This is a genomic window from Mesorhizobium sp. M0152, from assembly GCF_040322415.1.
Lineage (GTDB): Bacteria > Pseudomonadota > Alphaproteobacteria > Rhizobiales > Rhizobiaceae > Mesorhizobium.
The window spans coordinates 141,949-166,062 of sequence record NZ_JAMYTH010000005.1 but is presented as its reverse complement, the minus strand read 5'-3'; the positions used below and the strand labels follow the sequence as shown (position 1 = coordinate 166,062).

Below are 24,114 nucleotides of genomic sequence, written 5' to 3'. Positions count from 1 at the left end.
GATCTGTCTCGTACGGTTCTAAATGGGCGGAAAGGGCTGGACTGCCGTTCAACAGGAACCGTATCGCCAGTGTGGCGTGGCGCTGCAGACGAAAAGCTCGAGCCGCGCTTGGGATACATCGGGGAACCTTGGGTCGTTCCCAGCTTCGGCCTTTGATCGCTTCGGCGCAGTACGCCGCCGGCGCGTCGAGACCAAACGGACTGCCTTACCCGTAACATCCCCGCTCCACCGCCAGCCGCCTTACCAGCGCCAGCACTCCATCGATCGTCGGCGTTGAATTCCCGGTCAGTCGCCCCAGTTCCTGCACCGCGCCTACCAGCGCGTCGATCTCCATCGGCCGGCCGCGTTCCAGGTCCTGCAGCATCGAGGTCTTGTGCTCGCCGACATCGCCGGCGCCCTTGATGCGCCGGTCGACGGCTATGGGAAAACGCACGCCGAGGCTTTCGCCGATCGCCTGCGCTTCCAGCATCATGGTGCGGGCAAGCGTGCGGGTGCCATCGTCGGCGACGATCGCTGCCAGCGTGCTGCCGGTCAGCGCCGAGATCGGGTTGAAGGAGAGGTTGCCCCACAGCTTCACCCAGACTTCGCTGCGTATGTCGTCGCGCACAGGCGCCTGCAGGCCGGCCTTGACCATTTCCTCGGCCAGTTTCACGACCCGTTCGCTGCGCTCGCCGGAGGGTTCGCCGAGCGAGAAACGTTTGCCCTCGACATGGCGGACGAGGCCAGGCGCGTCGACTTCGGCCGCGGGATAGACGACCGAGCCGATGACGCGTTGCGGCCCGATCCGCTGCCAGATCGCGCCGTTGGGATCGACCGCGTTCAGCCTGACGCCTTCGAGCGGCCCGCCCAATTTGTGGAAATACCACCACGGCACGCCGTTCTGCATGGTGACGACAGCGGTTTCCGGTCCAAGCAATGGTGCGATCTGGTCGAGGGCGGGAGTGAGCGAATGCGCCTTCAGCGCCAGCACGACGGTGTCCTGCACGCCAAGCTCCTCGGCGTCCGCCGCGGCGCGGACGGCAGCCACCGATTCCTGGCCGTCTTCGATCAGGCGAAGTCCATTTGCCCTGATCGCTTCCAGATGCGCGCCGCGCGCCACGACCGACAGATCGGTCCTGCCAGCCAGGGCAAGCTTGGCGGCGAGATAGCCACCGATCGCACCGGCGCCAAAAATGGTGATCTTCATCGTCAAAGCCCGAGTTTGGCGGCCAGGCCGATGCGCTGCAGCTTGCCGGTCGCGCCCTTGGGGATCTCGGCCAGGATCAGCACCTTGCGCGGCACCTTGAAGTCGGCGAGCCGCATCGCGGCATAAGCGCGAATATCGGTCTCGTCGGCAACCATGCCTTCGCGCAACACGACTGCCGCCGCCACCTCCTCGCCAAGCTTGTCATGCGGCATGGCGAAGGTGACGACTTGCGCCACCGCCGGATGGTCCATCAACACGTCGTCGATCTCGAGCGGCGAGATCTTTTCGCCGCCGCGGTTGATGATCTCCTTGAGCCGGCCGGTGACGCGCAAATAGCCGTCCTCGTCGAGCACGCCCTGGTCGCCGGTGTGGAACCAGCCATGCGCGAAGGCCGTCGCGTTGGCATCGGGGTTCTTCTCGTAACCCGCCGTCACATTGGGTCCACGAATGACGATCTCGCCGGTCTCGCCGGCCTTGAGCAGTCGCCCGTCGGGCGCCATGACAGCCACTTCCGGTCCGGCGGAGGCACCGACGCTGCCCGGTTTGCGCCGGTCTGGCGGCAGCCGGTTCGACGCCATCTGGTGCGCGGCCTCGGTCATCCCATAGGACTCGATCACCGGACAGCCGAAGGTCGCCTCGAGTTCGGCCATGACTTGCGCCGGCAGCGACGCCGAGGACGAGCGGATGAAGCGCAGACGCGCCGCCGCCAGCACCTCGGCATTGCGTGCCGCGCGCGGCAGAATCGCCTGATGCATGGTCGGCACCGCCGTGTACCAGCTTGGCCGCGCCTCTCCCAGCCACTGGAAGAAGCGCAGCGCGTTGAAGCCTGGCGTGCAGTAAATGCTGCCGCCTGACGCCAGCGACGACAGCACCGCCGCGATCAGGCCATGAATGTGGAACAGCGGCATGATGTTGAGGCAGCGGTCATCGGCCGTCAGGCCAAGCGTCGCGCCGATGTGCACGGCCGAGGCCGCGATGTTGGCATGGCTGAGCGGCACCAGCTTGGGCCGCGACGTGGTGCCGGACGTGTGCAGCAAAAGCGCGATGTCGCTGTCCCGCGCCATGTCGGGCGCAGCCGGCGCACCGATCGCCGAGCCCTCGATCGTGAAACTTCCCGCCGGTTCGTTGGGCTGCGCCACAAGCCTGAGCACACCGATGCCGAGGCGTTCGGCCACCGTCACCGCGGGTCCGGTTTCGTCTTCCGCAACGAGGACCGCCTTGGCGCCGATGTCGGTGAGATAGAAATCGAGCTCGTCGGCCCGGTAGGCCGGATTGAGCGGCGCCGTCGAGGCGGTTGCCGCCACGGCGACGAAGGCGGTGGCCATCTCCGGCCCGTTCGGCAGCACGATGGCCACCCTGTCGCCCCGTCCGATGCCGCGCGCATGCAGGGCGGCCGCCGTGGCCGCGATGAGATCGCGCAACCCGCCATGGGTGAGCGTCGTCCGTTCGGGTGCCAGGATCGCCGGGGCGTCGTCGGCGCCGGCGGCAAGACGGCGTGAGAGGTCTTTTGAATTCGTGCTCATGGTCACCGATTATGGTTCAAACGGCAGCTTTTGAAAGTCCAGCGGACGATTCCGGTCCGGACAATTGTCGACGCTGGCGCCTTGAAAGCAGTCCTCCAATTCCCCAACCACCTCAATACCCCAGCGCCATCCCATCCTTGCGCGGATCGGAGGCGCCGGTCAGCGTTCCCTTCTCCCAGTCGATCGCCACCACTTGCCCGCCGCCAAGCGGGTGATGCGGTTCGCCCATGCGATGGCCGCGCCGGCGCAAGCCTTCGATCGCCTCGGCCGGAACGCCGCGCTCGGCCTCCACCATGCCGTCACTATGGAACACCCTTGGCGCATCCAGCGCCTGCTGCGGGTCCATGCCGAAGTCGATCATGTTGGTCAAAAGATGCACATGTCCGAACGGCTGGTAGCCGCCTCCCATGACGCCGAACGGCATCACCACGCGGCCGCCCTTGGTTGCCATGCCGGGCATGATCGTGTGCATCGGTCGCTTGCCGGGCGCGATCGCGTTTGGATGCGACGGGTCGAGGCGGAAGCTCGAGCCGCGGTTCTGCAGCACGATACCGGTTTTCGGACTGACGACGCCGCTGCCGAAGGAATAATAGGTGGAGTTGATGAAGGAGACCGCGTTGCGGTCGCGGTCGACGATGGAAATATAGACCGTGTCGCTGCCAGGCAACTCCATGGGCGGCAGATGCGTCATGGCGCGGTCGCGGTCGATCTCGGCGCGCAGCCTGTCGGCATAGGCGCCGGACAGAAGCTGCTCCACCGGCACCGGAACATGGTCCTGGTCGCCGACGTAGCGATCGCGATCGCGATAAGCCAGCCGCCCGGCCTCGATTTCGAGATGCAGGCGTTCGGCACCGTTGGGGTCGAGCCCGCCAAGCTTGAAACCCGACAGCACGTTCAGCATCAAGAGCGCCGTCAGGCCCTGATTGTTCGGCGGCATCTGGTGAATGTCGTAGCCGCCATAGGAGGTGCTGACCGGGGCTACATAGTCGCCTTTGGTCGCCGCGAAATCCTCGCGCGAGTGCAGCCCGCCCAGTTCGTTGAGCCGGCGCACGATGTCGTCGGCGACGACGCCTTCGTAGAAACCGGAGCGGCCGTGCCTGGCGACGATGCGCAAGGTGGCGGCGAGTTCCGGCTGCCGGTGGACATCTCCGGCCTTCGGCGCCTTGCCGCCCGGCAGGAAGATGCGCGCGGCATGCTCGTCGGCCGAAAGGTCGGTTTCCGGTTCCGCCCAGTCGAAGGCGACGCGGTCATGCACGACATAGCCGTCCTCGGCGTAATGAATAGCCGGCGCCAGCGCATCGGCAAGACCCTTGCGGCCATGATCCTCGAGCAGGCGGCTCCAGGCGTCGACGGCGCCCGGCACGGTGACCGCATGCGGGCCTTGCAACGGGATGCGGTCGAAGCCTTGTTCGAGATACCAGTCGACCGTTGCTTTGGAAGGGGCGCGGCCGGAGCCGTTGAAGGCCAGCACGTCGCCTTGCCCCGCCGGGCAGTAAAGCACGAAGCAATCGCCGCCGATGCCGGTCGACTGCGGTTCGACCACGGCCTGCACGGCGGCGGCACACACAGCGGCATCCATGGCATTGCCGCCGGAGCGCAGCATGTCGATGGCCGCAAGGGTCGAAAGCGGATGCGAGGTCGCTGCCATGGCTTCCGTGGCACGGACCGGCGAGCGGCCGGGAAACTGGAAATCACGCATTCTGTCTGGATATCCCCTCTCACTTGAAGCGAATTGGCCGGATGAAATCATTGCCGCCGCCCGAAGATCTGCGCAATCGACAAAAGGATGATCGACAGCACGATCAGGCAAGTCGAGATGGCGGCGATCGTCGGGTCGATCTGGTCGCGCAGCGCATTGAACATGCGGCGCGTCAATGTCGTCGTGTCGCCGCCCGATATGAACAGCGAAACCACCACCTCGTCGAAAGAGGTGATGAAGGCGAACAGCGCGCCCGAAACGATCGAGAAGCGAATCTGCGGCATGGTCACCTGCCAGAACGCGGCGATGCGTCCGGCACCTAGGCTGCGCGCGACGCGCTCCTGGTTCATGTCGTAGGAGCGCAACCCCGACAGCACGGTCAGCACCACCAGCGGCAGCGCTTGCACCGTATGCGCGATGACCAGGCCGGTCAGTGTGTTGTTGAGCCCGATGCTGGCATAGAGGAAGAAGGTCCCGATGCCGATGAGGATCACCGGGGCGATCAGCGACGCCGTCAGCAGCGCGTTGATGGTGCCGTTGAAGCGCAGCGTGCCCCTGTTGATCGCATAGGCGGCGGCGGTGCCCAGCGGTGTCGCCACGAGCACCGTCATGACAGCCACCTTCACCGAGACGATCGTCGCGTCGCGCCACTCCAGCGACTGGAAGTAGGTCTGGTACCAGCGCAGCGACCATTGCTGCGGCGGGAATTGCAGCAGCGTCGAGTCGGAGAAGGACATGATGACGATGATGATCGACGGCGCGATCAGGAACAGAAGCACGAGGCCACCGAGCGCGTAGAGCCAAAGCCGTTGGCGGTGCGAAATCGGCAGGCCGACATCCTCGCTCATCGCGAACTCCACACGCCGGTAGCGCGCGCGCCGAGCAGCCACTGGAAGAGGCCGAGAAGCGCCAGCGTGACCACGAGCAGCACGACGCCAAGTGCCGCGCCCGCGCCCCAGTTGGAATAAAGGCTGGTGGTCTGTTCCATGCGCATGGCCCACATGATCACCTTGCCGCCGCCCATCAGCGCCGGGGTGACGAAGAAACCCAGGCAAAGCACGAAGACGATGACCACGCCCGAGGCAAGACCCGGCAGCGACAGCGGAAAGAAGATCTGCCGGAAGGTCGCGGTCGGACCGGCGCCAAGATTCATCCCGGCGCGCAGGCAGTCGGTGTCGATCGTCTTCATCGAGGCATAAAGCGGCAGCACCAGGAACGGCAGCAATATATGCGTCATGCCGATGACGACGCCCGACAGATTGTTGGCGAGGGATAGCGGTTGGCTGATCACCCCGAGGTCCATCAGCCAGCTGTTGATCAGGCCCTTGCGCTGCAGGATCACCAGCCAGGCATAGGTGCGCACCAGCACCGACGTCCAGAACGGCAGGATGACGAAAATCAGGCAGATCGACGCCGCCCGTCGCGGCAGTTGCGACAGCATGTAGGCCAGGGGATAGCCGAGCAGGACGCAGGCGCCGGTGACGATGAAGGCGACCTTGAAGGTGGTGACGAAGGTCTTGATGTAGGAGCCCTGTTCGAAGAAGCGCGCATAGTTGGCCGCGCTGAGGGCGCCGGTTTCGTCGAACAGAGACAGCCAGAACAGCCAGCCGATCGGCACGATGACGATGGCGAAGACGAGCAACAGGCTTGGCGACAGCAGCGCCAGCAGCCGCAGCGATTCGCGCCGGGCGTCGGCGTGCAGCGCCCGCGTGTTCAGCTCCTGACCCGCACGGCCGCCGGTCTCCTCCATGAGGACGGATTGCGCGCTCATCAGTCGGCCGCCACCAGGATGGTGTCCTGCGCATCGAGGCCGAGCCTGACCGGCTGGCCGGGAGCCGGCATTTTCGCCAACACGTCGCTGCGGCAATAATCGCGCAGCGTCAGCTGGCGGCCATCGCGCAACACCGCGTAGCAGACGAAGCTGTCGCCCTGATAGATGATGTCGCTGAGCGTCGCGTCGAGCACATTGACGCCGCTAGCCGGTTCGGCATTTGCGAGCAGCCGCAGCTTTTCCGGCCGCACTACCATCAGGTGCTGGCCCGACGAGGGTGCGGGCGCCGCCGTGTGGATGCGCCTGTCCTCGTACCAGACCGAACCGTTGCGGCACTCGACGGGAACAAAATTCGATTCACCGATGAAGCCGGCGACGAACCGCGTCCGTGGCGTGGCGTAGAGGGTCTCGGGCCGGTCGAGCTGTTCGATCCGCCCGGCATTCATGACGGCGATACGGTCGGACATGGTGATGGCTTCGCGTTGGTCATGCGTGACATAGACCGTGGTCATGCCAAGCCGGCGATGCAGGGCGCGCAGCTCGATCTGCATGTGTTCGCGCAAGCCCTTGTCGAGTGCCGACAAGGGTTCGTCCATCAGCACGATGCGCGGCTCGAAGACGATGGCGCGTGCCAGCGCCACGCGCTGGCGCTGGCCGCCGGAGAGCTGGTCGACCCGGCGCTCGCCCAGGCCCTGCAATTTCACCAGCTCCAGCGCCTTCTCCACACGCTCGGCCGTCTCGGCGGGCGCGACGCCGCGCTGCTTCAGCGGAAAGGCGATGTTGTGAAACACGTTCATATGCGGAAACAATGCGTAGTTCTGGAACACCATGCCGATGTTGCGCTTGTGAGGCGGCGTGGTGATGATCTCTTCGTCGCCCACCTTGATCGAGCCGGCATTGGCCCGGACGAACCCGGCCAGGATCATCAGCAGCGTCGTCTTTCCGGATCCGGAAGGCCCCAGCAGCGTCAGGAACTCGCCGGCCTCGACATCGAGGTTCAGGTCGCGCAGCACCGCGACGCTGCCAAATCGTTTCTCTATCCGGCGCATGCTGATCGGCAGCGCGGATGGTGCAATGGACAAGATCATCGTCTCCTGAGGGCAGGGCGGCAGCAGGGCGAAGCGGCGGCTAACGCCCTGCCGTGGTTTGGTTCCGGCCGCGGCTATTGCTGAATCAGATTGTCGAACTTTTCCGTCGCCTCGACCAGATTGTCGCGCCAGAACCCGGCATCCTGCAGCACCTGTTTCTTGACGTTTTCGGGCGACGAGTTGATGTCCTTGATCCGCTCCTGCGGGATCTTGCCGGTCTCGAAGGCCTTTTCGTTGACCGGCCCATTGTCGACATAGAGCGGCAGATTGGCCTGCAATTGCGGGCTGACGAACATCGCCAGCGCCTTCATCGCCGCGTCCTTGTTCTTGGCGCCCTTGGGGATGATCATGCAGTCGGCGGTGAGAACACCCTGGTCGAACGAGAAGCTGACCGGCGCGCCTTCCTTCTTCAAGGTGCCGGCGCGGCCGTTCCAGATGCTCGCCATGTCGACTTCGCCGTCCTTCACCAGTTGCATGGCCTGGGCGCCGGAAGTCCACCAGGCGTCGACATGGCCGCGGATCTTGTCGACCGATTTCAGCGCGCCGTCGACATCGACCGGATAGACCTTGTCGATCGGAATGCCTTCGGCGAGTGCCGCGACGCTCAGCGTTTCGGTCGCCTGGCTGCCGCTCAGCGCGCGCCGTCCGGGAAATTTCTCCACGTTCCAGAAATCGGCCCATCTCTTGGGGCCTTTGTCGCCAAAAACATCGGTCCGGTAGATCAGCACGACCGAGGTGTAGGAAATGCCGACCCAGTCGTCATGGACAAGCTTCGGGTTGATGCCGCTCTTGTCGATCACGGCGTAATCGAGCTTTTCGAACAGCCCTTCCTTCGAACCGCGCGCGCATTCGTCCGCGCCGAGCTCGGTGATATCCCATTTCACCGCATTGCCTGTCACCTGCAGCCGCACGTCGTCGAGGCCGTTGGTGGTGTCTTCCTTGATGGTGATGCCGAGCGCATCGGCGGCCGGCTTGAAGAAGGCCTTGGTCTGCGCCTCCTGGTAAGTGCCGCCCCAAGAGGCGACGGTGATGGTATCGCCCGCCATGGCGGGGGCCGCGAGCGACGCCATGAGGCCCGCCATCGCAACGATGCTAACGCTTCTGGTTCTGTTCATTTTCGGCTCTCCGACCGGTGTTCCCATGATTTTTTGATTTCGCATGCTATTTTGTATACAATTTTGAGTGTAGCTTCGGGACCGGCGATGTCAACACCATCGAGCGCGCGTCGCGAACGCATCCAACAGGGATGCAGGAACGGCCTCGTCGAGACGTGGCAAATGGCGCCGGCTTTGAATACAGATACGATCGAGCAAACATCTACTTCCGGCCGAAAGCCCGGAGAACGGGAAACGGAACCTTGGCCAAGGAAACCAAAAACACGCTGCGCGACTCGGTCTACTCATCGCTCAAGGCGATGATCGTGACCGGTCAGATCCCGCCGGGCTCGCGCGTCACCGAGAACGACATCGCCGTGAAGCTGAATGTCAGCCGCACGCCGGTGCGCGAGGCTTTCAACCGCCTCGAGCGCGATGGCCTCGTCACCGGCAGGCCGCGCCAGGGTTATGTCGTCACGGAGTTCGACATCAACATGTTTCGCGAGGCCTTCGAGATCCGCGAGCTGCTCGACGGCCATGCGACCGAACTGGCGGCGGCCGCGGCGACGGAGAAGGACAAGGCGCGGCTGCGCGCCATGCTGGCCGAATGCGAGCGGCTGGCCGCCATCCCGGAGCGCACCACCAGGGAGAAATTCCAGGAGCTGGAGGTCGGCATCGACCTGCATCGCGTCATCGCCGAGATCAGCGGCAATGCCATGCTGCAGGGCATGCTGTGCGGCATTCTCGACAAGTGCCAGCACTATGTCTGGACGGAGCTGCTGTGGCTGGACGAATGGAAGATCGCCCGCGACGAGCATGCCGGGATTGTTGAGGCGATTTGTGCCGGCGACGCCAGCCGCGCCGGCACGTTGGCACGCGCCCATGTACGGGGATCGCGCAACAATGTGCTGCGCCTTTTGCAGGCCAAGTCGGATTATCAGAACTTCCTGGCCAAGGCATCCTGATACCGGCGATCATCGCCTTCGAACATTTCGGCAAGCTGTATAAGTTATAGCTTATAGACTCCTCTGCAGATTTAAGCGAAATCAAGGTGTGCGGTGCTCCTGCAGGGCGGAAATGGGCGACAGTTTCGGATATATCGCGTTCGGCGACGACGAGTTATACGCGCGCGGCGCGCTGTTCAGTGCGCTGAGGTTGCTGCATTATTGCCCGGCTGCGAAGGTCACGGTTCTGACCGATCGGACGTGCGTTTTCGACGGCTATCCCATCCAGACGGTAGAGCTGACGGCCAGCCGGATGACCGAAATGTCTTTCGGCGGCCGGTATCGTTTCGGCATAAAGGCGGCAGGCCTTGTCGACCTGCTCAAGCATTGCGACCGCCTGTTCCTCATGGATACCGACATGTACCCGGTTGGTGACATGTCGGGCTGTTTCGACCGGATTTCGCCGTCACACTCCGTAATGAACAGATTGGAAGGACGGCCAAAGGTTCCTTATCGAGCGATCGAAGGCAGGCATTTCATGCTTGGTGACAAGATGCTGACCGGCGACGAGCCGATGTGGAGCAGCGGGGTCCTCGGCGTCCACAACTCCGCTCTTCCCGCCCTGGCCGACGCCTATCGCGCCATCGAGCAACTGATTGGTGTCGTAAGCGCGCATACGCTGGAACAGTTTTGCATCGGCGTCGCGCTGTCCAGGAATGGATGCAGGATAGCCCCACACCGCCTGCCGCTTCGAAACTACACCACCAGAGGCCGGAAACTTTTTGCCCGAAGGCGTCTTCAGACGTTCTTTGCGGGCAACGGCCACCTGGCCGTCAGCCAGCAGATCGAGCAGGCGGCTAGCTACCGGCTTTGGCGAGCGCCGATCGATCTATGGAAGCAGCCGGACATATGGCACTTTTAGAGGTTTTCTGTCGGCGTATGACCCGATGCGGGCCTGCTGATTCTGGTTGGCAAACCACCGGACCGGCCGAGCAACGGCGCGCTTGAGGTCAGGCGCGGTTCTACTGGTCCGAAAACCTCACGCTCACGCCGCGCTGCCGAAAATAAGCCTGCATCAACTTGCGGCCCGAGCGGTTGCTTTGCGCTAATTTGGTCGGATCGAACACCGCCTGTTTTATGCCCTCTCGCGTCAGCGCTGCCTTAAGCGTCGCGATATGTGCGTCGATATCGGCATTGTCCGCCCGGAGCGAGGCATAGATATTTTCGGTCGCTTCGGCCACGGTCGGTTCGCTCACAGGTGTCGTCCTTTAATTGGTTGGGCGGCGGCTTAGCACAGATTCGCGGCTCCGCCGATAGGCCGAGTAGGACGCCGGAAGCCCCGAATTGCAGCATAGTCCAGCCAGTTCGTGATCTGGCCGAGCCTGTGCTTGGCGGCACATGGATTCCGCTGGCCGCGCCCGGCGCCGTCGCCCCATTCTCATTTGATCTGTTGCCGGAACTTGGAATGGCAGCTTGAGCAGTCCTGGAGGATAAGGTGCAGGAGATGTTCCGCCGGTAATCCGGCCGGATCTGCTTGCGTTGCCCTCAGCCGCTTGCCGAGCAGGCTGCCGCCGTCCATCGGCGCCTTCGCGCCCATGCGCATGTCGCCGGTGATCTGGGCAGGCGCCGCTTCGGCCTTCACGGCCAACGCACCCGCAAGCTTGTCGATGTGGCTGGCGAGGGCCTCGAACTCCGGCCGCGCCTGCTCGATCTCCGCTTTGGCGCCCGACGGCGGGCCCAGGGTGCCGGCAGGGAATTCCGCGATCAAGGCGGGGCCGGTGCGGGCGCTGAGCGCCTTGGCCGCGGTCTTGAATCTGGCGGCGTCATAGGCAAGCTTGCCGTCGAACATCCCGGCGATGGCTTTTGCCGCCGACGCCATCGCCTTCATGGAGGCCTGACGCGCGGCCACAATCCCATCGCCGGAGGCGACGGCCTGTGGCGACGATAGTGTCAGCGAACCGGCCAGCGCCAGCATGGCCGCCCCGGGCGCGTTGAGGGCCTTCATGCCACGACGTCGAGTACGCCCATCATGCCGAGCTGCTCATGCTCGAGGATGTGGCAGTGATACATGCGCGGTCCCGGGCGGTCCTGGCGCAGCAGGAGCCGCACCGTCTCGCCGCGCGCTACGTTGACGGTGTCCTTCCAGGCAAGGTAGGGCGCCTTCGAGACCATGCCGTCGCGCTCGCGCTCGATCACCTGGAACTGTGTGCCGTGGACGTGGAACGGGTGGTCCATGTCGGCCTGGTTGACGATCTCCCAAAGCTCGGTCTCACCGACCTTGGCGACAATGTCGACGCGGGCCATGTCAAAGGCCTTGCCGTTGATCAGAAAGCCCATCTCCATGCCGGTGGCGTTCATCGCCATGGTTTCCGTCAAGACCAGCCGCCGGCTGAGGGCAGGAGCGGCGAGCGGTGCGATCGGGCGCAGCCGCGCCGGTAGCGGCGGCATTCCCTCGGCTTCCGCCTCAGAGACATCGACCGTCAGCAGCGTCAGCCCGGCATCGGCCGGGCGGCCAGCGCCCATCCAGCCCCGGTCGTAATCGAGCGTATACAAGGTGACGGGGCCGGGCCTGTTGAAGGATGCGATCAGCTCGATGCGCTCGCCCGGGCTGAGCAGGACCTCGTCCGCCGTGGCCGGCGCCGCGAGCAGCCCGCCATCCGTCCCGATGACCGTCATCGTCGCGCCGTCGAAGGCAAGCTTCAGGAAGCGCGCATTGGTGGCGTTGTAGAGGCGCAGGCGACGCCTTGCGCCCTTCGCCACGGCGAGCCTGGGATTCTTCTGGCCGTTGACCAGCACGTGGTCGCCGACGCGGCCATTCATCAGATCGCTCATGCCGTTTCCGGGCATCGAGCCATCGGCGGCGAGCCTGAGATCGGTGAAGACCAGCACCGTGTCGCCATACTCGATCGGGACGGGATCGGCTTTGGCCTTGACGATGAAGGCACCGGCAAGGCCACGATAGACCTGCTCCGCCGTCCTTCCGTGGGGATGCGGGTGGTACCAATAGGAGCCCGCGCAGCCCTCCGGCAGATCGAAGGCGTAGACGCGCTCGGTGCCGCTCGCGACCGGATCCATCGGGTTGCCGTCCTGGTCGGGCGGCACCGGCATGCCGTGCCAGTGGATAGTGCTCGCCTCGCCATCGATGCGGTTGGCGAAGGTGATCTCGACACGGTCGCCCTCGAAGGCTTCGATCAGCGGCCCCGGGGTCATGCCGTTATAAGCGAGGATCGGCGTGTCGAGCCCCTCGGCAAATCTCGCGACGGCCGGCTCCGCTGTCAGCCTCGCCCTGAACAGCCCAGGTCTATCAGTTTCGTTGGCAAGCAGCGGCAGGTCGCGCAACGCCTGGCCATCCGGCAGGGTAACGGCGTCTTGCGCTATCGCGCCCATGTCGTGGCCGGCATTGCCGCCCATGTCCATGCCGGGCATCGACGTGTCGTCCATCTTCATCTGCGCCAGCGCGCGCGAGCTCGCCAGAACCGTCGCCAGGCCTGCCGCCAGAAAACCGCGTCGATGCATTCTTTTGCTCCTCACTGGAAAGCCCCGCCGGATGACCGCCCCGGAACGCTAAGGGTTCCAGCGGCTGGAAGGTCAAGTGGGATCGAGCAGCCGCTCGACTTCGGCATCGGCACCATCTTTGTCGAGGATCCGACGACAACATCGTCGAATTTATCGGAATGGGGCGAGAAATATTCGCCGAATATGATCCGAGCTGAGCTAAATGGGGCACGCTGCCCGCGCGATCTGGATGGCTCTGGCACGCGACCACAAGGAGACGGCGCGCTGATGGACATATCGGCGGGACCATTTGGGCGCTCGCGCAACGCGTCGAGGTCTACCGAGATGCATTATGGGACCGAAATCGGAACTCGATGACATTGCCCGAACGAGGTAAGCGAGGCGGCTGCATGGGGCATCTTTCTTCCGAAGGCGCACCGAAGATACAAATACGGGTAAAGATGCAGGTAAAGCCGTCTCTTACGACGGCTGACCTGCGTCCGGTGCGAAGCGCTGGCCCGCGAACCACCCACGGGCGTCGCGGCGGAAGAGCAGCAACACGGCAGCCAACCATATGACGAATGCCGCGTAAGAGGCGATTGCCGAGGTTGCATTGAACCGGACGCGTTCGTCGAAACCCAGGATTTCAGCTGGAATTCCGAGAACCATCACGACGAGGCTGATCCAGCGGGCCCAATTCTGTCGCTTGCGAGCGATCAGCCAGATCCACAGCAACTGCACAGCAAAGACGCAGGCGATCAAGATCGGATAGAAGATCGGGTTCTGGCTGTAATACTTGGCGAGAGTCGCCCCGTCCGCGGCGGCGGATGCCAGAGCGGCAGCGACCCCTGCGACAGCGAGCCGCTCGTACCAGACTATGCTGATCGGGCGGCACACTGGACCGACCTTCTTCGAACTCTCACCTCTCATGAACTGACAGTTCCCATATGACCGACCAATTTGGCGACAATATGCGCCGAGCCGATTCGACAGTTTGACTTGGTGAATCGAAGAACCTGCTGATTTTGGCGGCGATAGCATATTCCGAAATGGCGCGCCCGAAGAGATTCGAACTCCTGACCCCCAGATTCGTAGTCTGGTGCTCTATCCAGCTGAGCTACGGGCGCGCAACAGGCCATGCTTTTCATGACCTCGCGGTCCAGTCCTTGACGGCCGGCCGCGATGTGAGCTGTTCCCTAGCGACTGAATTTGCGAAAAGCAAGCCGATCCGGCAAAAGTTTTGTCGCAAGATCCCTCATCCGGCGAGGCGAACCCGGACCCCGGCGGCTCGAACCGCCTGAATTCAGCCGGGAATGGGAAAGTACCGGGACCTGGAAGGCCGGGAAGGGCTTGGGCGAGGAGGCGAGGGCCAACGGAAACCGGCGCCGAAGCTCATGCCGGGCGGCGCAAATTGCCGCGGGCCTGGTCGAGCCGCACCGGCTGGTCGGGAATGGTGACCGCGAATGTGGTGCGTCCGCCTATGCTCTCGACCAGTTCCACCGTGCCGCCATGCGCCCGGATCAATTCATAGGCGATGGCCAGGCCAAGGCCGGTGCCGCCGCTGCGGGCCGAACCGCGGAACGCCGCGAACAGGTTCTCGCGCGCCTTTGGCGGCAGGCCGGGGCCGGTGTCGGTGACGACGATGCGGCTGACGCTGCCCATGCGCTCGGCCGACACCGCCAGGCGCCGCACAAGGGCGCTCTCGCTGTCCGCCGCCATCGCCTGCACCGCGTTGCGGCACAGATTGGTGAGCACCCGGAACAACTGGTCGGAATCGGCATCGACCTCGAAAGTCGTCTCGACGGCATTGACGAACTCGATGCCTTGTCCGATGTCGAGCAGGCCGTGCACGTCCTCGACCAGCTGGCGCAGCCTCACCCTGCGCCGCGAAGGCGGCGGCTCCTGCGTGCGGCCATAGGCCAGCACGCCTTCCGAGTAGGAAACCGCGCGGTCGAGCGCGCGCAGAAGTTTCGGCGCGAAGGCCTGCACGGTCGGGTCCTTGACCTGGCGCAGGCGGTCCGACATCAGCTGTGCCGAGGCCAGGATGTTGCGCATGTCATGGTTGATCTTCGACACGGCCAGGCCAAGGTCGGCAAGATGCTTTTGCTCGGAAAGCATCTTTTGCAGCCGCACCTGCATCTGCGAAAGCTCGCGCTCGGCGACGCCGATCTCGTCGGCGCGGGCGGCCGGGTGGATGATGCGCCCGGGATCGTCGGGAGCTTCGGAGAAGGACAGCATCGAGCGCGTCATCGCGCGGATCGGCCCGATCATGATGAGGTCGATCGCCGCATAAACCAGCATGGCGGTGAACAATGAGATCAGCAGCGAAACGAAGGCGACATTGCGCGAATAGATGAGCATGGCATTGCGCAGGGAGTAGTCCTGCATGATCAGCTCGAATTCCTTGTCGCTGTCGCCGACCGGACCGAAAACGCGCAGCATCCGGTCGCCGCCGAAGAACAGCGTGTCCAGCGCGCCGGTCATGCCCTTGATCATCCCGACATTGGCGAGGTCGATGTGCGAATCGACCTGCGGCGGCATGTCGGCCACCACCAGCAGCCGGGAGACGCCGCCGTCGCGCACCGCGATCGCCTTGGCGCCGATCGCCATCAGCACGTCGTTCTGGGCCGCGCGCGACAATGAGGTCAGCTCGCCCTGCACCAGCACGATCGATACCGCGGCGGCCGTGCTCAGCCGCTCCTTGAGCCAGCTCAGCCGGTAACTCGCGATCCAGGGCAGGAAGATGAGCACCTCGGCCAGCAACACGAAAACAATGGTCAAGAGCAGCAGTTTCGTCGACAACCCGCGCGACAAGGGAACGGTGCGGACGGCGGCGGGCGCCGTGCCGATCCCTTCCCCCGGTTGCGTGGCTTCGCTCATGCGGTCCCATCTTCACAATCACTTGATCGGCCGACTTTAGGCGATCGTGGCTTTTTTGCCAATTTCATCCTTGGTCGGAAGCGATAATTCGTGCCGGAACGCGTGCGTTTACGGCACGCCAACGCCGGATTGACTTCCAAACCCCTTCTTTCTATAAGCCCGCACACGCTCGGGCCATTCGTCCCGGCGCGGTTTCGATCGCGCCAAAGCCGGCCCGGCTAAGCTCCTGTTACAGAGTGACAGAATCAAGAAGGGCCGCACCCCGCGGTATTAAAACAAATGAAGCGTACCTACCAACCGTCCAAACTCGTCCGCAAACGCCGGCACGGCTTTCGTGCCCGCATGGCCACCAAGGGTGGTCGCGGCGTCGTCGCAGCTCGCCGCAATCGTGGCCGCAAGCGGCTCAGCGCCTAAGCGAGACGAGATCGTTGCCCGCAACCGGCAAGCCAGAGGGGAAAAGCCCCAGTCGGCTTCTGAAACGCGCGGAATTCCTGGCCGTCCGCCGTGGTGAAAAGCGCCGCGGGCGGTTTTTCCTCGTCGAGGTTCTCGACCGCGGCGACGGCGGAGCGCCGCGCGTCGGCTACACGGTCACCAAGAAGGTCGGCAACGCCGTCGTGCGCAACCGCGTCAGGCGGCGGCTGAAAGAAGCCGTTCGCGTCCATGCGGCCGATGACATGATGCCCGGCAATGATTATGTCATCGTCGGGCGCGATGATGCGCTCCGCGCCCCCTTCGGCCAATTGAAGGCCGAACTCTCCCGCCGAATTCGCGGAACACGATAGGCCAAGGGCTCTCGATGGAAAACAACCGGAACTTCTTCATCACCATCGCGCTGTCGGTGCTGATCCTGACTTTGTGGCAGGTGTTCTACATGAACCCGCGCGTCGAGCAGCAGCGAGAGGCCGCGCGCGTCGAACAGCAGCGCACGGAAGAACAGAAGAAGACGGCCGAGGCGACCAACCCGGGCGCGGGAACGCCGGCGCCGGGTACCACGGCTCCAGATGCCATTCCCAATGCGCCCGGCGGCGAAACCGTCACCACCGCCAGCCGCGATCAGGCGTTGGCAGCTTCGAAGCGCGTCAAGATCGACACGCCGAGCCTCGAAGGCTCGATCAGCCTGACCGGCGCGCGCCTCGACGACCTCAAGCTCAAGCACTACACGGAAACCGTCGACAAGAATTCGCCCGAGATCGAACTGCTCAATCCGCAGGCGCTGCCCACCGGCTATTTCGCCGAGATCGGCTTCGTCGGCAACGACAAGACCGGTGCGGTGCCGGGCTCGGAGACGGTGTGGAGCGTGGAGGGCAATCCGACGTTGAGCCCGTCGACGCCGGTGACGCTGACCTACACCAATGACAAGGGCCTGACCTTCAAGCGCACCTTCTCCGTCGACCACGACTATATGTTCACGGTCTCGGACACGGTGCAGAATTCCGGCAGCGGCGCGGTTTCGCTGTTCAACTACGGCCGCGTCACGCGCTACGACAAGCCGGCGGTCGCCAGCACCTATGTGCTGCATGAGGGCCTGATCGGCTTCACCGGCGCGGAAGGCCTGCAGGAGCACAAATACGCGTCCGTCGAGAAGGACAAGCAGTACCAGCCGGGCAAATCGACCGACGGCTGGCTCGGCATCACCGACAAATACTGGGCCGTCACGCTGGTGCCGACCGAGAAGCAGCCGTTCCAGCCGCGCTATGCCTATTTCGAGGACGGCCGCCACCGCTACCAGTCCGACTTCCTCACCGACCCGATCAATGTCGAGGCCGGCCAGTCGGCGACCGTCGAGACCGAAATCTTCGCCGGTGCCAAGGAAGTAGCCAAGATCAACGCCTATGCGGAAGACCGCCATATCAAGCGGTTCGACCTGCTGATCGACTGGGGCTGGTTTCACTTCATCACCAAGCCGATGTTCTGGCTGATCGATACGCTCTACAAATTCCTCGGCAATTTCGGCCTGGCGATCCTGGCCACCACCGTTATCGTCAAGGCCATTTTCTTCCCGCTCGCCAACAAGTCCTACGCGTCGATGGCGAACATGAAGAAGGTGCAGCCCAAGATGCTGGAGATCCGCGAGAAATACGCGGACGACAAGATGAAGCAGCAGCAGGCGATGATGGAGTTGTACAAGACCGAGAAGATCAATCCGCTTGCCGGCTGCTGGCCGGTGGCGCTGCAGATCCCGGTGTTCTTCTCGCTCTACAAGGTGCTCTACATCACCATCGAGATGCGGCACGCGCCGTTCTTCGGCTGGATCCAGGATCTTGCGGCACCCGATCCGACGTCGATCTTCAACCTGTTCGGCCTCGTTCCGGTCACGCTGCCGCACATGCTGATGATCGGCGTGTGGCCACTGATCATGGGCGTCACCATGTTCTTGCAGATGCGCATGAACCCGACGCCGCCGGACCCGACCCAGGCCGCGATCTTCACCTGGATGCCGGTCATCTTCACCTTCATGATGGCGGGTTTTCCGGCCGGCCTCGTCATCTACTGGGCCTGGAACAACACGCTTTCGATCCTCCAGCAAGGCGTGATCATGAAGCGCCAGGGCGCCAAGATCGAGCTGTGGGACAATCTGGTCGCGCTGTTCCGCAAGAAACCGTCACCAGCGGAATAAAACGCCATTTCTTGCGTCAAAAAGCCCCGTTCGGGGCTTTTTGTTTGGGCTCAGGTTGGGGACGCTGGCAGGCTTGGCCGGATAGGTGAAGCCCGGTGCTGCTGGGGCGTGCCCGCGGCAATAAGAGGACCTGGCCGCCCAGGAAAGGCTCGCTCGCCGGGCAATTGGTGCTATAGGGCGGATCGCGCTATTTTTGACCGGCGCGTGCGGATATCCGACGCAACTGGCGACCAATTCCTGGACGAACCGACCCAATTCCTGGACGAACCGACATGGACGGACCCAACCCCAACATCAAGCACCCGATCCCGATGCATACCCGCGTCGGGTTCCTGAAGCCGCTGGTCACCGCGCCGAATATCGAGATCGGCGATTTCACCTATTATGACGATCCGGACGGGCCGGACAAATTCGCCGAAAAATGCGTGCTGCACCACTACGCCTTCATCGGCGACAGGCTGGTCATCGGCAAGTTCTGCGCCATTGCCGAGGGCGTGCGCTTCATCATGAACGGCGCCAACCACGCCATGTCCGGTTTTTCCACCTATCCGTTCAACATTTTCGGCCATGGCTGGGAGAACGGTTTCGACCCGACCACCTGGTCCAGGGAAGTGCGCGGCGACACCGTGGTCGGCAGCGATGTCTGGATCGGCATGGAGGCGGTCATCCTGCCCGGTGTGCAAATCGGCCATGGCGCCATCATCGCCGCGAAATCGGTGGTCACGCACGACGTTCCGTCCTATGCGATCGTCGCCGGCAATGCTGCCAAGGTGGTGAAGATGCGTTTCGACGACAGGACAATCAGGCGGCTGCTTTCGGTGGCATGGTGGGACTGGCCCGCGGACAAGGTCAGCCGCAACCTCGACGCCATCAGAGGCGCCGATATTTCTCTTCTGGAGGCAGCAACTTGAACGCCTTGAACAGCACCGCGATCGGCATCGACCTGTTTACGCGTGGATGGATCTTCATCCGCGGCGTGCCGGCAATGAAGTTCCTGCCGCCGGAAGGACCGCCGGAAATCGCCTTTGCCGGCCGCTCGAACGTGGGCAAATCGTCGCTGATCAACGCATTGGTCAACCAGAAGGGCCTGGCCCGCACCTCCAACACGCCGGGGCGCACGCAGGAGCTCAATTATTTCGTGCCGGATGGATTTACGGGCGAGAGCGCCGACCTGCCACCAATGGCGATGGTCGACATGCCGGGCTACGGCTACGCCACCGCGCCCAAGGAGAAGGTCGACGAATGGACCAAGCTGGTCTTCGACTATCTCAAGGGCCGGGTCACGCTGAAGCGGGTCTATGTGCTGATCGACGCCCGCCACGGCATCAAGGCTAAGGACGACGAGGTGCTGTCGCTGCTCGACAAGGCGGCGGTGTCCTACCAGATCGTGCTGACCAAGACCGACAAGATAAAGGCCGCCGGCGTGCCGCGGCTGATCGAGGAAACGTTGCAGAAAATCAAGAAGCGGCCGGCGGCGTTTCCGTTCGTCCTGGCGACGTCGTCGGAAAAGGCCGAGGGCCTCGAAGAGCTGCGCGCGGCAATCGTGCTCGCCGCCAATGGCGGCTGATACATGTCGTCGTTTGAAGTCGCGGCATGGATCCTCGGGTCTGCGCCGCGTCGCTTCGCTCCTTGCTCCGCCCGTGGATGACGACGGGAGAGATGTTTGGGCTAATCTCGAAGGTTGCCGACGACCATTGATACCGAGTTCCGTTGATACCAAGCATCCACCGATGCCAAGCTCCAGCGCTTACGATTAGTCTCAGGCCCTCCACGCCTCGTCATCCTAGGGCGGAGCAAGGAGCGTAGCGACGCGGCGCAGACCCTAGGATCCATGCCGCGACGCCTGCCGAGAGATGCAGCGGATGGGGAGGCGCTCCGATCGCTCGTTATGGTCGAGGCATGACCGGCTATGTTACCGCTTTGCCTCCAGAGCGATCGTCTGGTGGCTTTCTTCCGAGACAAGGCTTTCGGTGCCATAGGCCTTCAGGAACATGCTGACGCCGGACCTGACGATGTGGTCGATCTCATTCTGGCTGGGCGCCTTGGTGCGGTAGGCGAAAATGCACTGGCGGAAAAGACCGGCCAGGCAAAGATCCGTGAACTGGTAGGCAGCGAGATCGACATCATCGATCCGCAGCACGCCGCGCTCGATGGCGGTGTTGAGAAAGGCCACGATCTTGTCATGGCCGCGCCGCGGCCCGCGCTCATAGAAACGCGCGCCAAGTTCGGGCATCCTGTCGGCCGCGCCGATCACCGTGCGCTGCGCCTGGATGACCTTGGCCGAGGTGATCTTGATGGCGAGCACCTTGCCGAACTTCACCAGCGTCTCGCGAAGGTCGTCGGCCCGGTCGAGCACGTCGTACATGTTCTTGAAGATGGTGCCGCGCTCTTCCTCGATCAGCGCTTCGAACAGCTCTTCCTTGTTGGCGAAATAGACATAGATCGTTCCCTTGGAAACGCCCGCCTCGCGCGTGATGTCGTTCATCGACGCGGCCTCGAAGCCTTTCTCGATGAACACGCGACGCGCGCCCTCGATGATCTGGCTGCGCTTGACCGGGTCCTGGCCGGCGGCGGGGCGGCCCCGGCGCAGGCTGTCCAGCAGGTCGCCGCAGGCATCGTTTTCGGCGTCGGGCGTAGTCTCGGCCATAAAAGTCGCACCTCGAAATAATTCGAACCAAGCGGTTCGATTGCTCTTGATATGGTCCTCTTTCCGCGCTATGTCAACGGCTCGATCGAACCGAACGGTTCAGTTTTGTTAAATTAGAGAGATGTCATGTCCTCGAACGCGCCCACGTCAGCCGAAGTCCGCCCCTTCCCCACCGCCAAGGTTGCCCCGGCAACGGAAGCACCGGAAGTGCCTGTCCAACCTGCCGTCGCTATGCCGGTCGAGGCGCCGGCCAGGAAGAAGCGCTCCGTACGTTCGTTTCTGCTGCCGGTCATCGGCCTCGCGCTGCTCGGCGCCGGCGCCTGGTATGGCTATAATTACTGGACCACGGGCCGTTTCATGATCTCGACCGACGATGCCTATGTCCAGGCCGACATGGCGTTCGTTTCGCCCAAGATTTCCGGTTATGTCGACCAGGTCAAGGTCAGCGAGAACCAGCTGGTCAAGGCTGGAGACCCGCTGCTGACGATCGATAGCGGCGATTACAAGATAGCCGTTGCCCAGGCCGAGGCGCAGATGGCCACGCTGTCGAAGACGCTCGACCGCATCGACGCGCAGACCAAGGCCGCGCAGGCTTCGCTGCAGCAGGCGCAGGCACAGAAGGTCGCCGACCAGGCAGCCGCCGGCAACGCCGCTCGCGCCCAGCAGCGCGCCGCGCAACTGCTCAAGACGCATGTCGGCACGCAGGCGCAGCTGGACGATGCCCAGACCGCGCTCGACCAGGCCAATGCCGCCCTGGTCGGCGCCGACGCGCAGATCGCCGCCGCACAGGCCAACATCGGCGTGCTCGAGGCGCAGCGTGCCGAATCGGCAAGCACGCTCGCCTCCCTGCAGCTCACCCGCGACAAGGCCGCCCGCGACCTTTCCTTCACCGTGCTCAAGGCGCCCTATGACGGCGTCGTCGGCAACCGTTCCGTCGAACAGGGCGATCTCGTCAGCCCGGGCCAGAAGCTCGCCGTCGTCGTGCCTATGGACAAGCTCTACATCGTCGCCAACTTCAAGGAGACCCAACTTGCCCGCCTCGTGCCAGGCGAAAAGGTCAAGATCTCGGTCGACGCGATCGGCGGCCAGGATTTCGAGGGCACCGTCTCGTCGCTGGCGCCGGCTTCGGGAGCGGTGTTCTCGCTGCTGCCGCCCGAAAACGCCACCGGCAACTTCACCAAGGTGGTGCAGCGCGTTCCGGTCCGCATCGACGTGCCGGCCGACGTGCTGAAGAGCGGCAGGCTGCGCGCCGGCTTGAGCGTCATCGTCGACGTCGACAGCCGCACGGCACCCGTCGCGTCGTCGAACTGATCGGACGCCGGGGAGCAATGCCATGGCAACAGCAACCCTGACCGCGGGAGCGCCGCCGGCGAGGCCGGCCGCCCCCGAGACCATCTCGACGCGGCGCGTCATCGCTTTCCTGGCGATGGTGTTCGGCATGTTCATGGCGATCCTGGACATCCAGATCGTCTCGGCCTCGCTGGCCGAGATCCAGGCGGGCCTGAGCGCCAGTTCCGACGAGATCCCGTGGGTGCAGACCGCCTACCTCATCGCCGAGGTGGTGATGATCCCGCTGTCGGGCTTTCTCAGCCGGATGCTGTCGACGCGGGTGCTGTTCACGGTCTCGGCCGCCGGCTTCACCGCGGCCAGCGCGCTCGCCGCGACCGCCACCAACATCGATCAGATGATCGTCTACCGCGCCATCCAGGGCTTCATCGGCGGCGGCATGATCCCGAGCGTGTTCGCGGCCGCCTTCACCATTTTCCCGCCCTCGCGCCGCGCCGTCGTTTCACCGATGATCGGCCTTGTCGCGACCCTGGCGCCGACCATCGGCCCGACCGTCGGTGGCTATATCAGCCACGCCATGTCCTGGCACTGGCTGTTCCTGGTCAATGTCGTGCCCGGCATCCTGGTGACGACCGCGGCCTGGTCGCTGATCGACTTCGACAAGCCCAATCTCAAACTGTTCAGCAAGTTCGACTGGTGGGGTCTCGCCGGCATGGCCGCCTTCCTGGGCTGCATGGAATATGTGCTCGAGGAAGGGCCGAACAATGACTGGCTGCAGGACCAGGCGGTGTTGATCTGCGCCGTCATCATGACCATTGGCGCGGTGCTGTTCTTCTGGCGCGTTTTCACCGCCGAGGAACCGATCGTCGACCTCCGGGCCTTCAGCAACGTCAACTTCGCCTTCGGCTCGCTGTTTTCCTTCGTCATCGGCATCGGCCTCTATGGCCTGACCTATCTCTATCCGGTCTTCCTCGGGCGCATCCGCGGCTACGATTCGATGATGATCGGCGAGGCGCTGTTCGTCAGCGGACTGGCCATGTTCTTCACCGCGCCGGTCTCGGGCATCCTGTCGAACAAGATGGATCCGCGCCTGATGATGATGATCGGCTTCTTCGGCTTCGCCACGGGCACGTGGTGGATGACGCATCTGACTGCCGACTGGGATTTTTACGAGCTGCTCATCCCGCAGATCCTGCGCGGCTGTTCGATGATGCTGTGCATGGTGCCGATCAACAACATCGCGCTCGGCACCTTGCCGCCCGAGCGGCTGAAGAATGCATCCGGCCTGTTCAATCTCACCCGCAACCTTGGCGGCGCCGTCGGCCTTGCCATCATCAACACCGTGCTGATCGACCGCAATGCCTTCCACTACGCCCGGCTCTCCGAACATGTGGAGTGGGGCAGTGCCGCCGCGCAGCAAAAGCTGCGGAACATGACGGTCAATTTCGAGCAGACCGCCGGCCTCGATGCCGCCAGCGCCGCGATTTCCAAGCTGTCGGGCATGGTCCATCAGCAGGCGGCGCTGCTGTCCTTCATGGACGTGTTCTACATGCTGACGGTGCTGTTCGCGACGCTCGGCCTGTTCACCATGCTGATCCGCAAGCCGGTCGCGGCCGGCGGCGGCGGCGGGCACTGATACCAAGCAATTCCAGGAAAACTGTGAAACGGTTTTCCGTCGGGAATGCGCTGAAACAAGGACCGTGGGCAGCGGTTTCGGGAAGCTCCTCCAGTCCAGGCCCGAAAATTCTGACCGCGCAAAAACTCCGGGCCGCAAGCCCGGAGTTTTTCGTATTCCGGCCGGGATCTGGTCCCACGACGATTATGGGCTTGACAAATCCGCCCCGATGTGAGAATATAATCCTATTATCGCCAAAGCGGAGTCT

Annotated in this window: 22 protein-coding genes and 1 tRNA gene; 9 read left to right on the top strand and 14 right to left on the bottom strand. The window is 63.7% G+C overall.

Going from position 1 to position 24,114, the window contains the following annotated elements; all coding sequences use genetic code 11:
• Window positions 1–205: 205 nt before the first annotated feature.
• The 7 genes from NKJ26_RS07850 to NKJ26_RS07820 all read right to left on the bottom strand — a co-directional run bounded on the left by NKJ26_RS07850 (window position 206) and on the right by NKJ26_RS07820 (window position 8,382).
• A complete protein-coding gene (locus NKJ26_RS07850; RefSeq protein WP_352694815.1) occupies window positions 206–1,186 on the bottom strand; it encodes a 2-dehydropantoate 2-reductase in 981 nt (326 codons plus the stop codon).
• Between the two features lie 2 nt (window positions 1,187–1,188).
• Window positions 1,189–2,709, bottom strand: coding sequence for an acyl--CoA ligase (locus NKJ26_RS07845; protein ID WP_352603396.1), 1,521 nt, complete (start codon window positions 2,707–2,709; stop codon window positions 1,189–1,191).
• Window positions 2,710–2,821: 112 nt separating this feature from the next.
• Window positions 2,822–4,408, bottom strand: a complete 1,587-nt coding sequence (gene ggt, locus NKJ26_RS07840; protein ID WP_352694814.1) for a gamma-glutamyltransferase — start codon at window positions 4,406–4,408, stop codon at window positions 2,822–2,824.
• 47 nt (window positions 4,409–4,455) lie between these two features.
• Entirely contained in the window at window positions 4,456–5,256 is an 801-nt protein-coding gene (locus NKJ26_RS07835) for an ABC transporter permease (RefSeq protein WP_352694813.1), read from the bottom strand.
• Window positions 5,253–6,179, bottom strand: coding sequence for an ABC transporter permease (locus NKJ26_RS07830; RefSeq protein ID WP_352694812.1), 927 nt, complete (start codon window positions 6,177–6,179; stop codon window positions 5,253–5,255). The genes NKJ26_RS07835 and NKJ26_RS07830 overlap by 4 nt, the downstream gene beginning before the upstream one ends.
• Window positions 6,179–7,261, bottom strand: a complete 1,083-nt coding sequence (locus NKJ26_RS07825; RefSeq protein ID WP_352694811.1) for an ABC transporter ATP-binding protein — start codon at window positions 7,259–7,261, stop codon at window positions 6,179–6,181. The genes NKJ26_RS07830 and NKJ26_RS07825 overlap by 1 nt, the downstream gene beginning before the upstream one ends.
• A gap of 80 nt (window positions 7,262–7,341) precedes the next feature.
• Window positions 7,342–8,382: an ABC transporter substrate-binding protein gene (locus NKJ26_RS07820; RefSeq protein WP_352694810.1), complete on the bottom strand. Its 1,041-nt coding sequence runs from the start codon at window positions 8,380–8,382 to the stop codon at window positions 7,342–7,344.
• Window positions 8,383–8,624: 242 nt separating this feature from the next.
• On the opposite strand from NKJ26_RS07820, the gene NKJ26_RS07815 reads away from it, so the two are divergent.
• Entirely contained in the window at window positions 8,625–9,326 is a 702-nt protein-coding gene (locus tag NKJ26_RS07815) for a GntR family transcriptional regulator (protein WP_352694809.1), read from the top strand.
• A gap of 112 nt (window positions 9,327–9,438) precedes the next feature.
• Window positions 9,439–10,227 carry a hypothetical protein gene (locus NKJ26_RS07810; protein ID WP_352694808.1) on the top strand — a complete coding sequence of 263 codons (789 nt, stop codon included), beginning with the start codon at window positions 9,439–9,441 and terminating at the stop codon, window positions 10,225–10,227.
• A gap of 100 nt (window positions 10,228–10,327) precedes the next feature.
• On the opposite strand, the gene NKJ26_RS07805 is transcribed toward NKJ26_RS07810, so the two are convergent.
• From NKJ26_RS07805 to NKJ26_RS07780, 6 genes are all read right to left on the bottom strand, one after another.
• Window positions 10,328–10,561 (bottom strand): hypothetical protein, encoded by a 234-nt coding sequence (locus tag NKJ26_RS07805; protein WP_352603411.1) that lies wholly within the window; start codon window positions 10,559–10,561, stop codon window positions 10,328–10,330.
• Window positions 10,562–10,743: 182 nt separating this feature from the next.
• Window positions 10,744–11,280: a cytochrome c gene (locus NKJ26_RS07800; protein WP_352694807.1), complete on the bottom strand. Its 537-nt coding sequence runs from the start codon at window positions 11,278–11,280 to the stop codon at window positions 10,744–10,746.
• A gap of 26 nt (window positions 11,281–11,306) precedes the next feature.
• Complete coding sequence (locus NKJ26_RS07795; RefSeq protein WP_352694806.1) at window positions 11,307–12,821, bottom strand: multicopper oxidase family protein; 1,515 nt, start codon at window positions 12,819–12,821, stop codon at window positions 11,307–11,309.
• Window positions 12,822–13,280: 459 nt separating this feature from the next.
• Window positions 13,281–13,697, bottom strand: a complete 417-nt coding sequence (locus NKJ26_RS07790; protein ID WP_352694805.1) for a hypothetical protein — start codon at window positions 13,695–13,697, stop codon at window positions 13,281–13,283.
• Window positions 13,698–13,850: 153 nt separating this feature from the next.
• Window positions 13,851–13,927 (bottom strand) — tRNA-Arg (locus tag NKJ26_RS07785).
• Between the two features lie 265 nt (window positions 13,928–14,192).
• Window positions 14,193–15,680: an ATP-binding protein gene (locus NKJ26_RS07780; protein ID WP_352694804.1), complete on the bottom strand. Its 1,488-nt coding sequence runs from the start codon at window positions 15,678–15,680 to the stop codon at window positions 14,193–14,195.
• Between the two features lie 279 nt (window positions 15,681–15,959).
• On the opposite strand from NKJ26_RS07780, the gene rpmH reads away from it, so the two are divergent.
• The 5 genes from rpmH to yihA all read left to right on the top strand — a co-directional run bounded on the left by rpmH (window position 15,960) and on the right by yihA (window position 19,864).
• A complete protein-coding gene (gene rpmH / locus NKJ26_RS07775) occupies window positions 15,960–16,094 on the top strand; it encodes a 50S ribosomal protein L34 (RefSeq protein WP_008833937.1) in 135 nt (44 codons plus the stop codon).
• A 14-nt stretch (window positions 16,095–16,108) separates the two neighbouring features.
• Window positions 16,109–16,462 (top strand): ribonuclease P protein component, encoded by a 354-nt coding sequence (gene rnpA / locus NKJ26_RS07770; protein WP_352603423.1) that lies wholly within the window; start codon window positions 16,109–16,111, stop codon window positions 16,460–16,462.
• Window positions 16,463–16,476: 14 nt separating this feature from the next.
• Complete coding sequence (gene yidC / locus NKJ26_RS07765; protein ID WP_352694803.1) at window positions 16,477–18,297, top strand: membrane protein insertase YidC; 1,821 nt, start codon at window positions 16,477–16,479, stop codon at window positions 18,295–18,297.
• 272 nt (window positions 18,298–18,569) lie between these two features.
• Entirely contained in the window at window positions 18,570–19,208 is a 639-nt protein-coding gene (locus NKJ26_RS07760; RefSeq protein WP_352603427.1) for a CatB-related O-acetyltransferase, read from the top strand.
• Window positions 19,205–19,864 carry a ribosome biogenesis GTP-binding protein YihA/YsxC gene (yihA, locus tag NKJ26_RS07755; RefSeq protein ID WP_352694802.1) on the top strand — a complete coding sequence of 220 codons (660 nt, stop codon included), beginning with the start codon at window positions 19,205–19,207 and terminating at the stop codon, window positions 19,862–19,864. Before NKJ26_RS07760 ends, yihA begins: the two co-directional genes overlap by 4 nt.
• Window positions 19,865–20,209: 345 nt before the next feature.
• Here the strand turns inward: yihA and NKJ26_RS07750 are convergent, their stop codons facing one another.
• Complete coding sequence (locus NKJ26_RS07750) at window positions 20,210–20,944, bottom strand: TetR/AcrR family transcriptional regulator (protein ID WP_352603431.1); 735 nt, start codon at window positions 20,942–20,944, stop codon at window positions 20,210–20,212.
• A gap of 126 nt (window positions 20,945–21,070) precedes the next feature.
• Between NKJ26_RS07750 and NKJ26_RS07745 the strand changes: the two genes are divergently transcribed.
• Window positions 21,071–22,255, top strand: a complete 1,185-nt coding sequence (locus NKJ26_RS07745; protein WP_352694801.1) for an HlyD family secretion protein — start codon at window positions 21,071–21,073, stop codon at window positions 22,253–22,255.
• 22 nt (window positions 22,256–22,277) lie between these two features.
• A complete protein-coding gene (locus NKJ26_RS07740; RefSeq protein WP_352694800.1) occupies window positions 22,278–23,867 on the top strand; it encodes a DHA2 family efflux MFS transporter permease subunit in 1,590 nt (529 codons plus the stop codon).
• The last annotated feature ends 247 nt before the right edge of the window (window positions 23,868–24,114 follow it).